The sequence below is a fragment of the Pseudophaeobacter profundi genome, assembly GCF_029697505.1.
Classification (GTDB): domain Bacteria; phylum Pseudomonadota; class Alphaproteobacteria; order Rhodobacterales; family Rhodobacteraceae; genus Pseudophaeobacter; species Pseudophaeobacter profundi.
The window spans coordinates 199193-211760 of sequence record NZ_JARJEF010000002.1 but is presented as its reverse complement, the minus strand read 5'-3'; the positions used below and the strand labels follow the sequence as shown (position 1 = coordinate 211760).

Sequence of the window (12568 nt, the reverse complement as noted above, 5' to 3'; positions counted from 1 at the left end):
TTGACGAGAGGGTCACCCTCTCGCCGCTCTCCCGATTTTTGCCTCCCGTTTTGCTGCGCGTTTTTTGTGACGCGCAGCAAAACGGGAGGCCTTTTAGGTTTCCAAAGCTGGTGTCGATTTTCAATCACATCAATGGAGACCCCAGATGTATCACTCCCCCCAATCCTTCGTGCCGGACTTCGACTGGAAAGACCTTGTCGAGCGCGGTGACGTTGTTCTGTTCGCCTTTCCGACCAACGAGGATGCCGAAGGTCCGGCAGAGCAGCCCAAACTGCGCCCCTGCCTGGTGCTCGATGTCTTCGAGCTGAACGGCGTAAAATTTGTCGAACTCGCCTATGGCACCTCAGCCCGCACCAAAGCCAACACCGGATATGAAGTCCGCGTCGGGCACACCGCCTCCTGCCACGCGGCGGGGCTGGATCGTCCGTCCCGCTTTGTCTGCTCGCGCCGTGTCATCGTCAGCGTCAACCATTCTGGCTTTGAGGGCGGCGAGGAGCGCGGCACCCTGATCGGTCGTCTCGATCCGCCCCTGTTGGACCGTATGAACGACGTGCGCGCCCGCCTGCAAGCGGAGGCGGACATCCAAGCCGAGGCCCGGCGGGAGCGTTGGGAAGAACAGGCGCGCTGGCAACGCGAAGAGCGCGGTTTCCTGAAGCGGAACCGCGCATCTCGCGCAGCCATCACCCTCAAATCCAAAGGAGGTCTCGTATGACCCACCACTTTTTGCCGATCACATACGACAATATCGAAGCCATCGCCGCGGCAGCCTTCGCTAAATCCCGTGACTGCATCACGGCAATCCGCATGGACGTGCTGCACAACATTCAACCGCTGGAACGCGTCGGCTTTGAGCGGCTGATCAAGATCATCGAAGCCCGCCAGATCTTCAAGCCAGAGATTCTGGAGGAACTGGACGTGCAGATGGATTTCCTCACCCGGGAGATCGACAAGGGCACGACGGTGCATCAGCACCGCGACTATGATGAGTGCAATGTTTCGGCGCCTGCCTGCTGGCAGGAGACGCAAACGACCGAGCGCGCGGATGAACTGGGCCGCGCGATGATCATGTTCTTCGAGCTCTACGAGACCCTGCAAGCCGTGCATGACCTGATGCACGCGCAGGAGGCTCTGGACGCGCTGCGCCAGGCGCTTTGATTTACAGAGATACGCGGGATTAGACATCCCGCGTCAGGCGCGCTGGCGAACCTTCTGCTGCTACAGATGCCAGCGCGCCGCCCAAAAAATGGAAGAAATGTGTAGCAAATTGTGTAGCAAATCGCCCTGGTCGGGCGTGCTTGAGTATATATACGACATTGTTTTGTATGAATAAAACCTCAATTTTTTGCAGGTTTTATGGCGGAGAGACAGGGATTCGAACCCTGGGAACCCGTGAAGGCTCAACGGTTTTCGAGACCGCCCCGTTCGACCACTCCGGCACCTCTCCGCGGGGGTCTGGTGGGGCAGCGTGTAAGGGGGAACCGGCGGCAGTGCAAGAGGGTTTTTCAACTTCTCTGGAGAAAGCCATTTTTTCATTTGTCTGGCCACATATTTCGCCTAGGCTCTACCTATGACACAGTTATTAATTCCGCTTTCCAGCCAGGTTGCACATCTGGCCCGTGCTTTACTTCTTGTTGGACTGGTGATCCTTGGCGCACCGCCCGCATCCCAAGCGGCAGAGCGTAGCAAGGTCGAAGCCTTTTTGCAGGTCACCGGGTTTGATGTGGCACTGGACAGTATTGCGCTCTCGGCCGGCAACGCGCCGATGATGCTGGGGCTGTCTGCCAGTGATTTTGGCAGCGAGTGGACACGCCTGTCGCAAAGCGTGTTTGATCAGGACAAAATGCGCGAATTGGCGCTGGATATTCTGGAAGAAACCCTGGAAGACGACACTCTCAGCCATGCTGCTGCCTTTTATGCCAGTGATCTGGGGCAACGGCTGGTCACAGCCGAAAACGCCTCGCATCTGGTGGCAGAGGATGACACCAAGCAGGTGGCTGGCGAGCGGATCATATCCGACCTGGTTCAAGTCGGCAGCCCCCGCATTGCGCTGTATCACCGGATGGGGCAGGCGATCGATGCTGCGGGGGCCGGGCTGAAATCGGTACAACAGATCCAGTTTCGCTTTCTCATGGCGGCCAGTGCGGCCGGGATCATCGAATTGCAGCTTGATGCCGATGGCTTGCGCGCATTGCAACGCGCGCAGGAACCCGAGATGCGGCTCGCGCTGCGGGCCGCCAATCTGGCGACCTCGGCCTATACTTATCAGGATTTCAGCGATGCCGAGATAGAGGCCTATGTCGAAGCCCTGGAGACCCCGTTGATGCAACAGGTCTATGAACTGCTGAACGCGGTCCAGTTTGAAATCACCGCCGATCGGTTCGAAGCGCTGGCCTACCGGATGCAGGACCTGGGGCAGGGCGAAGACATCTGAGCCTGTGATCTCTTTCAGTTTCGACAGCTCTGATGGTGCGACGCGTATCGCAATGGGTTGACAGGGGGGCGGGTTATCGGGCAAATGCGCCATCCCGGCCCGGATTCCCTGTGCCGGGTTCATTTGTAATACGTCCCCCAAGGGGGCGCGCTGTTCGAGGTGGCCATCGGGCCAAAACGCCGGGATCTGATTGATCCCTGGGACCAAAGGACGCGGTTGATAAAGGAAACACGCATATGTTTGCGGTCCTCAAGACTGGCGGCAAGCAGTACAAAGTTCACGCGGGCGATATCCTCCGCATTGAAAAATTGGCTGCAGATGCTGGCGAAACAATCCAGTTCGACGAAGTTCTCATGCTGGGTGGCGACACCCCTGTTGTGGGCGCTCCTCTGGTAGATGGCGCGGCTGTCAAAGCCGAAGTGATCGACCAGATCAAAGGCGAAAAGCTCATTCACTTTGTGAAGCGTCGCCGGAAGCACTCTTCCAAGCGTACCAAGGGCCACCGTCAAAAGCTGACCCTGATCAAGATCACCGAGATCCTGGCATCGGGCGCAACCAAAGCCGCACCAAAAGCCGCCGCCAAAGCTGCCCCAAAGGCTGCTCCGGCTGTTGCAGCAGGTTCTGATGATCTGACACAGCTGACCGGTGTAGGCCCTGCCGCCGCCAAAAAGCTGAACGAAGCTGGCCTGACCAGCTTTGCCCAGATCGCAGCCTTGTCGGAAGACGATATTGCTGGTATTGACGCGGTCAAAGTGAAACCCGAATGGGTTGAACAGGCCAAAGATCTGGCTAAAGGCTAAGGAGAGACAGAATGGCACATAAAAAAGCTGGTGGTTCCTCCCGTAACGGCCGCGACTCAGCGGGTCGCCGCCTCGGCGTGAAACTCTATGGTGGCCAAGCGGCCATCGCAGGCAACATCATCATTCGTCAGCGCGGCACCAAATTTTGGCCGGGCGAAGGCGTGGGCCTGGGCAAGGATCACACGATCTTTGCTACGGCGGACGGTGCTGTCACCTTCCACAAGGGCCTGAAAGGCCGCACCTTTGTATCGGTTCTCCCAGTGGCGGAGGCCGCTGAGTAAACCGAACCCACAAGGTTTTAACAATGAGGGGATCGGCAACCGCCGGTCCCCTTTTTTCTATTTTGGTGCCCTGGCGCCGCGTTACATATTGTAAGGGACCCGCCTTTGCAAAACTGGCAATGCCGCCCCGTGGGTGGGGTGGTTTGAACCTGGGATTACGCATATCGCGCCCCTTCCAATGCCGGATTTTTGCCCCCATCTAGACGGGTATCCCACCGTTACCGATCTCTTTGCGAAAAGGAGCAGAGATATGAGCCTGGATACAGTGAACGATCAGCCGGTGATTGAGGCCAGCCGATTTGTGCTGCGGCCGCTGCGCAGCTCCGACAGTGGTCTCATTGCCCTTTATAGCGGTGATGAACGGGTGGCCCGCATGACCACCTCTTTGCCGCACCCGATGCCGCCTGGCGCGGTAGAGGCCCTGGTGGCGCGCGCTACCGCAGCGGATCGGGACGAAGATATCTGGGCCATCGATGGCACCCGCGACGGCGGCGAGGAACTGAAGGGCCTCATCAGTCTGAAACGCATGGACCGCGATCAATCCGAGGTGGGCTTTTGGATTGCCCCGGTGTTTTGGAACAGCGGTCTCGCGTCAGAGGCACTGGAGGCGCTGGTGACCGCAAACCCGCTGAAAAACGCCACCATGTTTGCGGCAGTGTTTCAGGACAATCCGGCCTCGGCGCGGGTGCTGATCCATTGCGGCTTTGACTATCTTGGCGATGCGGAATCCTTTTCAGTTAGTCGCAACGCAAATGTGCCAACATGGACCTACAGCCGAAAACTGTGATTGGCCCGGCCTGCGCTTTCAGGTAAGGCACTCGGCAATGATCCCGCTAGGGGCCGCAATCCGGCCCTTCATCACGACCCATTTCTATGTTCGCGCCGCGCCCACAGGGGCCGTCGCGCAGTAAGGAGCCACCATGAAGTTTCTCGATCTGGCAAAGGTCTATATTCGCTCTGGTGGCGGCGGGAATGGCTGCGTCAGCTTTCGCCGTGAGAAATACATCGAATACGGCGGCCCGGATGGTGGTGATGGCGGCAAGGGCGGTTCGGTCTGGGCCGAGGCCGTTGATGGGCTGAATACACTGATTGATTTCCGCTATCAGCAGCACTTTTTTGCCAATAACGGCCAGTCTGGCATGGGGCGTCAGCGCACCGGCAAGGACGGCGATGACATCATCCTGCGGGTTCCCGTTGGTACTGAAATCCTAGATGAAGATCAGGAAACCGTGCTGGCGGACATGACCGAGATCGGCCAGCGGGTGCAGCTGGCCAGGGGTGGCAACGGCGGCTTTGGCAACCTGCATTTCAAATCGTCGACCAACCAGGCGCCTCGGCGCGCCAACCCCGGCCAAGAAGGCGTCGAGCGCACCGTCTGGCTGCGCCTGAAACTGATCGCGGATTCCGGCCTGCTGGGCCTGCCCAATGCCGGCAAATCGACATTTCTGGCCGCCAGTTCAAATGCGCGCCCCAAGATCGCTGACTATCCCTTTACCACACTCCACCCGAACCTGGGTGTGGTTGGCATTGATAACACCGAATTTGTGATGGCCGATATTCCTGGTCTCATTGCGGGGGCGCATGAAGGCAAGGGCATCGGTGATCGGTTCCTGGGTCATGTGGAACGCTGCGCGGTGCTGCTGCATCTGGTCGACGGCACATCCGAAGATGTGGCAGGCGACTACCAGACCATTATTGATGAACTGGAGGCCTATGGCGGCGAACTGGCCAACAAGCCTCGCGTGACCGCGCTGAACAAGATCGACGCATTGGACGATGAAGAACGTGAAGCCGCGCGCAAGGCGCTGGAGGCTGCCGTTGGTGACAAGGTGCTGATGATGTCCGGTGTCAGCCGCGAAGGTCTGAACGAGGTGCTGCGCGCCGTGCGCGCCGAGATCGACGATGATCGCATCCGCCAGAAACCCGTCGAGGAGGAAGCGCCTTGGCGGCCCTGACCGAAGCCCGGCGCATTGTCATCAAAATCGGCTCGGCGCTGCTGGTTGATCGCGACACGGGCAAGCTGCGCTCTGGCTGGCTGCATTCGCTGGCCAATGATGTGGCCTGGATGAAATCGCTGGGCAAGGATGTGATATTGGTGTCCTCCGGCTCTATTGCGCTGGGACGTGAAGTTCTGGGCCTGCCGCGCAGCGTCTTGCCACTGGAACAATCGCAAGCGGCTGCAGCTGTTGGGCAAATCCGTCTGGCGCGTGCCTATGAAGAGGCCCTGGCGCCGCACGCCATCACCACGGCGCAGGTGCTGGTCACCCTGGAAGACAGCGCCGATCGCCGCCGCTATCTCAATGCGCGCGCCACGCTGGAAACCCTGATCGGGCTGGGCGCGGTGCCCATTGTCAATGAAAACGACACCATCGCCACCGACGAGATCCGCTATGGTGACAACGACCGGCTGGCGGCCCAGGTGGCGGTGACTGTCGGCGCAGACGTCTTGGTGCTGCTGTCGGATGTGGATGGATTTTACAGCGCCAATCCGGCGCTGGATCCAGACGCGCACCGCTATGACCAGATTGACACCATTACCCCCGAGATCGAAGCCATGGCCGGCGATGGGGTTTCTGGGCTGTCCAAGGGGGGCATGATCACCAAGGTGCTGGCGGCCAAGATGGCTACAGCGGCGGGCTGCGCCATGGTGATCACCGAAGGTTCCCCCCTGAACCCATTGAAAACGCTGAATGATGGCGCATTATGCACCTGGTTCACCGCGCAGGATGATCCGCAGGTGGCCCGTAAGCGCTGGATCGCCGCGATGAAATCGCGCGGCGAAGTCATGATTGACGCAGGCGCCGTGCGCGCCCTTCAAAACGGCAAGAGCCTGCTGCCAGCGGGGGTGCTCGACATCGGGGGCGATTTTGGCCGGGGCGATCCTCTGGCCATCCTGACCCCGGAAGGGCGCTGCTTGGGGCAGGGGCTGTCTCGCTATACCAGCGATGAAGCCCGCGCCATTCAGGGGCGCCAGTCCGCCGAGATCGAAGCGACGCTGGGCTACCCAGGCCGCGCCGCTTTGATCCACCGGGACGATATGGCGCTCTGATCCTCTTACTTTGGGCTGGAACCCGCCGGGGCGTCGCGCCTATTCTTGCGGCAAAACCGGCGGCGGGCTCCGCAGCACCAGCTTTGATCAGCAAAGGTATATTTGACCAATGAACGACATTCACTCTATCCCCGATCTGATGGTGGACCTTGGCATTCGCGCAAAGGCGGCCGCGCAGGTCTTGGCCACAGCCGACGCCGCGCGCAAAGAGGCTGCCCTGACCGCTGCCGCAGATGCAGTCTGGGACCGGCGCGCCGAAATCATTGCCGCCAATGAACAAGACCTTGAATTTGGCCGCACAAAAGGGCTGTCATCAGCGATGATGGATCGCCTTATGCTGGATGAACCGCGCATTCAGGGCATTGTTGACGGGCTGCGCGCTGTGGCACAGCAGGCAGATCCGGTTGGCCAGGTGCTGGAGGAATGGGAGCAACCCTCGGGCCTGAATATTCAGCGGGTCCGCACGCCGCTTGGTGTCATCGGGGTGATCTATGAAAGTCGCCCCAATGTGACGGCGGATGCCGGGGCACTGTGCCTCAAATCTGGCAATGCGGTGATCCTGCGCGGCGGCTCTGAGAGCTTTCATTCCAGCCAGATGATCCACGCCTGTCTGGCGCAGGGCCTGCGCAGCGCCGGTCTGCCGGAAGACGCGGTGCAACTGGTGCCGACGCGGGATCGCGCTGCGGTGCAGGCGCTGCTGACCATGACAGACTATGTAGATGTCATCGTCCCACGCGGTGGCAAGGGGTTGGTAGGGCTGGTGCAACGCGAAGCCCGCGTGCCCGTCTTTGCCCATCTGGAAGGCATCGTGCATATCTACCTTGATAAGGCAGCGGATCCGACCAAGGCGCTTGAGGTGGTGTTGAATTCAAAAACCCGCCGCACCGGCATTTGTGGCGCTGCAGAATGCCTGCTGATCCACCAGGATATTGCCGAGACCATCGGCCGCGACGTCCTGACGGCGCTGGCCACGGCAGGGGTTGATATCCACGCCGCTGTCGGCTTGCCCGGTCCGGATACAATGCAGCCCGCCAGTGATGACGACTGGGGAAAAGAGTTCCTTGATAAGGTGATCGCCGCAAAGCCGGTTGCCGATATAGACGCGGCAATTGCGCATATTCGCAGACATCATTCGCAGCACACCGATTGTATCATTACCGAAGATCAGGCGGCCGCCACGCAGTTTTTTGCCGAACTGGACAGCGCAATCCTGATGCACAATGTCTCGACCCAATTTGCCGATGGCGGTGAATTTGGCATGGGGGCAGAGATCGGAATTGCCACCGGCAAGATGCATGCACGTGGCCCCGTTGGCGCGGCGCAACTGACCAGCTTCAAGTACCTGGTGCGCGGAAACGGGACCATTCGCACCTAGAACAGGCGTCGCCACATAGGCAGAGCCAGTAAAACATAAACAGCCCCCTCCAGGTGGAGGGGGCTTTTCTGTTCTTCCAAGATGTCGCGGGTTTTGGTTAAAACCGAATGTTCACCGTTTCAGCCGTGTTATCAAAAGAGATCTTGCGGGCAGCCTCCTGCGCGGCGGCGGGCAACATGGCAAATTGCACCAATGCCGGGGTCACAGCATTTGCAGTGTCACTGCCGTCAAGATGACCCCAAAGGCCTGCCTCGACAGCAATTTTACGGCCTTCGCCAGACGCGCTCCAGGCACCATCGCGACAAGAAATCTTAATCGTGCCGCCATAGGGCAGGGCGGTTTCCAGGCAAAGTGCCGCAAGGAACGCCAGGCGCACCTCGCTGCGGCTACAGCCCTCCGGGTGGTCCCACTGGTATTTCATTCGACCGGCCTTGGCGAGGTCATCCAGAACCGAAACCACCTCGGCGCGGCCCATCTGCTGGTCACCGGCTGCGCCAAAGGCAATGCGGAAAAACCGGATACGGGCATTGGCATTCAGCACCGAGTCAGAGATCAGTTCCAACTCTGGTCCGGCCATGGCGCCGGACATTTCCAGCAGTTCCAGCCCATTGTTGATCGCGCCAACAGGGCTGATCAAATCGTGACAAATTCTGGACCCTATCAAAGCAGCCAAATTGGCGGTATCTACGGCCATATCATTCCTCCGAACTAGGCCTATCCAATGATCGACCTCAATGCTTTCTTAGCCCCTGGCATGCGCGTTCAGCACCCGGATCACCCAGAATGGGGACCAGGTGAGGTCCAATCCAACGCAGGCGGCAAAATTACTGTCAATTTTCCAGACCAGGGAAAACTGGTCTTCGACGGGGCACGTGTCCCCCTGGTTCTTGTGAATGAGCCATAGTGGTTTATGAATGATTAAGAAAGCCCCTAGAGTTTTAGGAAAACCTTGCCTCTGCCCGGTTTGGCGGTCTATTTGCCGCCAGGATTGTCTTTGGAAAGGTCCGGTATATGGCTGATACCCCATCCGAATTCTCTGTGTCCCTGGCACAGGACGCCGCAGAGCTGCGTGCGGCCCAAGCACTGCGCTATGAGGTTTTTGTGCGCGAAATGGGCGCGGATGGGGCGCAGGTTGATCATCAATCCGGGTTGGAAACAGATCAGTTTGACGCCTTTTGCGATCATATGATCATCCGCGAAAGCGCGACCAACCGGGTCATTGGCGTCTATCGTTTGATGCGTAGCGATCAGGCCCTGGCTGCGGGGCGGTTCTATTCGGCCAGCGAATACGATCTTGGCGCGCTGACCGCTTCGGGGCGCCGCTTGCTGGAATTGGGGCGCTCTTGCCTGCATCCCGATTTTCGCGGTGGCAAGGCGCTGTTCCATCTCTGGGAAGGGCTAAGCGCCTATGTGAATAGGCATCAGATCGAGGTGCTCTTTGGGGTTGCCAGCTTTGCGGGCACCGACCTCGCGGCGCTGGCCGGGCCGCTGTCGGTCTTGCAGTACGACTATCTTGCCCCCAGTGACCTGCGCTGTCGCTCCAGGCAGTATCAGCGCATGGATCTGTTGCCGCAGGACCAGATTGACCGTCGCCAGGCAATGGTTGCCTGCCCAGCCCTGATCAAGGCCTATCTGCGACTTGGCGGCAAGGTCGGTGATGGTGCCTTTCTGGACCATGATTTCAACACCACCGATGTCTGCATGATCCTGGACACCGCCCAGATGACGGCGCGGCAACGGCGCCTCTTTTCGCCACGCACAGGCGAGGCATAGCGATGTCAGCAACCTGGCAAGGGGGCGACGCGCCAAAGCCCGGTCGTATCACCGCGCTTGGCTGGCTGCGGGTCGCGCTGCGTGCCAGTCTGTTGGCGGTGCTGGTATTTGGTGGTTTGCTTGTTCTGTTGCTGATCCGGCTGGTTGAACGGCCGCTTTGCGGTTTGCACCGGCCAGTAACGCCTTTTATCACCCAGTTTGTCTGCCGCACCGCCTTTCGGGTGCTTGGCATGGGGTTTTCCACCCATGGAACCCTGATGCAGGAACGCGGCGCTGTGGTTGCCAACCATACATCTTGGCTGGATATTTTTGCGCTCAACGCGCGAAAGCGGATCTATTTTGTGTCCAAAGCCGAAGTCGCCGCCTGGCCCGGCATCGGCTGGCTTGCCCGCGCCACTGGCACCGTGTTCATTGAACGCAACCGCGCCCGCGCCAAAGAACAGACCGATCTGTTTGAGACGCGACTGAAGGCGGGACACAAGCTCTTGTTCTTTCCTGAAGGAACATCGACCGATGGCTTGCGAATTTTGCCATTCAAAACAACGTTGTTTGCAGCGTTCTTTAGCGATCATCTACGCGACATATGCTATATCCAGCCGGTGTCCGTGGTGTTTCATGCCCCACAGGGGCAGGACCCCCGGTATTACGGCTGGTGGGGCGAGATGGACTTTGCTCCGCATCTGTTGAAAACCTTGGCAGCCCCACGCCAGGGCCGGGCAGAACTGATCTACCATGCACCGCTGAAGGTGGCTGATTTTTCCGATCGCAAAGCTCTGGCGGCAGCCTGCGAAGAACGCGTCGCCACAGGCCATGCCCGGATGCGCAAATAGCGCTTGCAGGTAGGGCAAAGCTGGCCTATACGCGCGTCATCAAACCCGCAGGTGGGGTTTGGCCTGTCTGGGGGAGAAATCCCCAAATGGGCCGCCGGTTGGAGCAACCGCTCTGAACCCCCACCGAGGACTGAAACCGGAAACAAGGAATATTAGCATGGCTCTTCCCGAGTTCACCATGCGCCAGCTGCTGGAAGCAGGCGTACACTTTGGTCACCAGACACAGCGCTGGAACCCCCGCATGGCACCTTATATCTATGGTGCGCGTAACGGCATCCACATCATGGACCTGACGCAGACTGTTCCAATGCTGGACCAGGCGCTGCAGATCGTGCGTGACACCGTTGCCAAGGGCGGCCGCGTTCTTTTTGTTGGTACCAAGCGTCAGGCCGCAGGCCCCATCGCCGAAGCCGCTGAAAAATCCGCTCAGTACTTCATGAACCACCGCTGGCTCGGCGGCACCTTGACCAACTGGAAAACCGTTTCCCAGTCGATCAAGCGTCTGAACGAGATCGACGAGAAGCTCGAAGGTGGCGCCGAAGGCCTCACCAAGAAAGAGCGTCTGGGCATGGAACGTGACCAGCAGAAGCTGCAGGCGTCATTGGGCGGTATCGCCGAAATGGGCGGTGTTCCTGATCTGCTCTTCGTCATCGACGTGAAAAAAGAAGCGCTGGCCATCGCCGAAGCCAAAAAACTGGGTATCCCGGTTGTTGCTGTCGTCGATACCAACTGCTCTCCTGATGGCGTTGACTTCATTATCCCCGGCAATGACGACGCATCGCGCGCCATTACCCTTTATTGTGATCTGGTTGCCCGCGCTGCGCTGGACGGTATGTCTGCCCAGCTGGGTGCTGCCGGTGTTGACCTCGGCGCGCTGGAAGAAGCGCCCGCAGAAGAAGCTGTTGCTGAACAAGCATCTGCCTGAAGCGACCTGTCACAGGTTTGACATGTGGGGCAGGGTATCACCTGCCCCAATTCCGTTTTGATATGAGGAGAGCCACAGATGGCTATCACAGCTGCACTCGTTAAAGAACTGCGCGACTCTACCGGCGCCGGCATGATGGACGCCAAAAAAGCGCTGACCGAAACCAATGGCGACATGGAAGCCGCGGTTGACTGGCTGCGCACCAAGGGCCTGGCGAAAGCGGCCAAGAAATCCGGCCGTACCGCAGCAGAAGGCCTGGTTGCCGTTGTTGTGGACGGTGGCAAAGGTGTTGCCGTTGAAGTGAACTCGGAAACCGATTTTGTTGGTAAAAATGCCGAATTCCAGGAAATGGTTGGCGGTATCGCCAAGGTTGCTCTGGATGTTGCAGATGTTGAGGCGCTGAAAGCGGCTGACATGGGCGGAAAAACCGTTGAAACCGTCATCACCGACAAGATCGCCACCATTGGCGAAAACATGTCTGTGCGTCGTATGGCTACTGCCGAAGGCGAGACTGTTATCTCTTATGTGCACAATGCCGTGACTGCCGGCATGGGCAAAATCGGCGTTCTGGTTGCGATGACCGGCGGCGACGAAGCCTTTGGCAAACAGGTTGCCATGCATATCGCAGCGGTGAACCCTGCGGCCCTGTCCGAAGCGGATCTCGATGCCTCTGTGGTCGAGAAAGAAAAGCAGGTCCAGATGGACATTGCCCGCGAATCTGGCAAGCCCGAAGCCGTGATCGAAAAGATGATCGTTGGCCGCATGAAGAAATTCGTCGGCGAATCGACCCTGCTGAACCAGCCCTTCGTTGTGAACCCTGACCTCACCGTTGAAGCGGCTGCCAAAGAAGCTGGCGCCACCATCACCGGTTTTGTGCGTCTGGAAGTTGGCGAAGGCATCGAAGTCGAAAAAGAAGACTTTGCAGCCGAAGTTGCCAAGGCAGCACAGGGCTAAGATCCTCTTTCAGAGGATGCGTATTGGGGCTGGCAGATCTTTTCTGCTGGCCCTTTTTTTGTGGCCTGATGCGGGGAGTGGTGAGCAGTAGTTCAACTCATTTCAGATGCCCGAATGCCTTGGCTTTGCAGTAAGTTTCGCAATCCATTA

General features: G+C 58.9%; 15 protein-coding genes and 1 tRNA gene. 14 read left to right on the top strand and 2 right to left on the bottom strand.

Features of this window, described 5'->3' with window-relative positions:
• Nucleotides 1–145 precede the first annotated feature (145 nt).
• Nucleotides 146–712 carry a type II toxin-antitoxin system PemK/MazF family toxin gene (locus tag P2081_RS04225; RefSeq protein ID WP_278921635.1) on the top strand — a complete coding sequence of 189 codons (567 nt, stop codon included), beginning with the start codon at nucleotides 146–148 and terminating at the stop codon, nucleotides 710–712.
• Complete coding sequence (locus P2081_RS04220) at nucleotides 709–1155, top strand: hypothetical protein (RefSeq protein ID WP_278921634.1); 447 nt, start codon at nucleotides 709–711, stop codon at nucleotides 1153–1155. The genes P2081_RS04225 and P2081_RS04220 overlap by 4 nt, the downstream gene beginning before the upstream one ends.
• A gap of 199 nt (nucleotides 1156–1354) precedes the next feature.
• Here the strand turns inward: P2081_RS04220 and P2081_RS04215 are convergent.
• Nucleotides 1355–1444 (bottom strand) — tRNA-Ser (locus tag P2081_RS04215).
• Between the two features lie 123 nt (nucleotides 1445–1567).
• Between P2081_RS04215 and P2081_RS04210 the strand changes: the two genes are divergently transcribed.
• The 7 genes from P2081_RS04210 (at nucleotide 1568) to P2081_RS04180 (ending at nucleotide 7936) form a co-directional block, all read left to right on the top strand.
• On the top strand, nucleotides 1568–2431 hold the full coding sequence (locus tag P2081_RS04210; protein WP_278921633.1) for a DUF2059 domain-containing protein: 864 nt from the start codon (nucleotides 1568–1570) through the stop codon (nucleotides 2429–2431).
• 236 nt (nucleotides 2432–2667) lie between these two features.
• Nucleotides 2668–3231: a 50S ribosomal protein L21 gene (locus P2081_RS04205; RefSeq protein ID WP_278921632.1), complete on the top strand. Its 564-nt coding sequence runs from the start codon at nucleotides 2668–2670 to the stop codon at nucleotides 3229–3231.
• A gap of 11 nt (nucleotides 3232–3242) precedes the next feature.
• On the top strand, nucleotides 3243–3512 hold the full coding sequence (gene rpmA, locus P2081_RS04200; RefSeq protein ID WP_027240304.1) for a 50S ribosomal protein L27: 270 nt from the start codon (nucleotides 3243–3245) through the stop codon (nucleotides 3510–3512).
• A gap of 250 nt (nucleotides 3513–3762) precedes the next feature.
• The gene (locus P2081_RS04195) at nucleotides 3763–4299 is read left to right on the top strand and encodes a GNAT family N-acetyltransferase (RefSeq protein ID WP_278921631.1); all 537 of its coding nucleotides are present in this window, start codon (nucleotides 3763–3765) and stop codon (nucleotides 4297–4299) included.
• Between the two features lie 133 nt (nucleotides 4300–4432).
• The gene (gene obgE / locus P2081_RS04190; RefSeq protein ID WP_278921630.1) at nucleotides 4433–5467 is read left to right on the top strand and encodes a GTPase ObgE; all 1035 of its coding nucleotides are present in this window, start codon (nucleotides 4433–4435) and stop codon (nucleotides 5465–5467) included.
• Nucleotides 5455–6561: a glutamate 5-kinase gene (gene proB / locus P2081_RS04185; protein ID WP_278921629.1), complete on the top strand. Its 1107-nt coding sequence runs from the start codon at nucleotides 5455–5457 to the stop codon at nucleotides 6559–6561. The genes obgE and proB overlap by 13 nt, the downstream gene beginning before the upstream one ends.
• 109 nt (nucleotides 6562–6670) lie before the next feature.
• Nucleotides 6671–7936, top strand: coding sequence for a glutamate-5-semialdehyde dehydrogenase (locus P2081_RS04180; protein WP_278921628.1), 1266 nt, complete (start codon nucleotides 6671–6673; stop codon nucleotides 7934–7936).
• Between the two features lie 97 nt (nucleotides 7937–8033).
• On the opposite strand, the gene P2081_RS04175 is transcribed toward P2081_RS04180, so the two are convergent.
• Nucleotides 8034–8630 (bottom strand): histidine phosphotransferase family protein, encoded by a 597-nt coding sequence (locus tag P2081_RS04175; RefSeq protein WP_278921627.1) that lies wholly within the window; start codon nucleotides 8628–8630, stop codon nucleotides 8034–8036.
• 27 nt (nucleotides 8631–8657) lie between these two features.
• Here P2081_RS04175 and P2081_RS04170 point away from each other — a divergent pair, with 27 nt between their 5' ends.
• The 5 genes from P2081_RS04170 (at nucleotide 8658) to tsf (ending at nucleotide 12418) form a co-directional block, all read left to right on the top strand.
• Nucleotides 8658–8840, top strand: a complete 183-nt coding sequence (locus tag P2081_RS04170; RefSeq protein WP_232402655.1) for a DUF3553 domain-containing protein — start codon at nucleotides 8658–8660, stop codon at nucleotides 8838–8840.
• Between the two features lie 107 nt (nucleotides 8841–8947).
• Entirely contained in the window at nucleotides 8948–9709 is a 762-nt protein-coding gene (olsB, locus tag P2081_RS04165) for an L-ornithine N(alpha)-acyltransferase (RefSeq protein ID WP_278921626.1), read from the top strand.
• Between the two features lie 2 nt (nucleotides 9710–9711).
• Nucleotides 9712–10539, top strand: coding sequence for a lyso-ornithine lipid O-acyltransferase (gene olsA / locus P2081_RS04160; protein WP_278921625.1), 828 nt, complete (start codon nucleotides 9712–9714; stop codon nucleotides 10537–10539).
• 157 nt (nucleotides 10540–10696) lie between these two features.
• Nucleotides 10697–11464, top strand: coding sequence for a 30S ribosomal protein S2 (gene rpsB, locus P2081_RS04155; protein WP_278921624.1), 768 nt, complete (start codon nucleotides 10697–10699; stop codon nucleotides 11462–11464).
• A 78-nt stretch (nucleotides 11465–11542) separates the two neighbouring features.
• Nucleotides 11543–12418 carry a translation elongation factor Ts gene (gene tsf, locus P2081_RS04150; RefSeq protein ID WP_278921623.1) on the top strand — a complete coding sequence of 292 codons (876 nt, stop codon included), beginning with the start codon at nucleotides 11543–11545 and terminating at the stop codon, nucleotides 12416–12418.
• The last annotated feature ends 150 nt before the right edge of the window (nucleotides 12419–12568 follow it).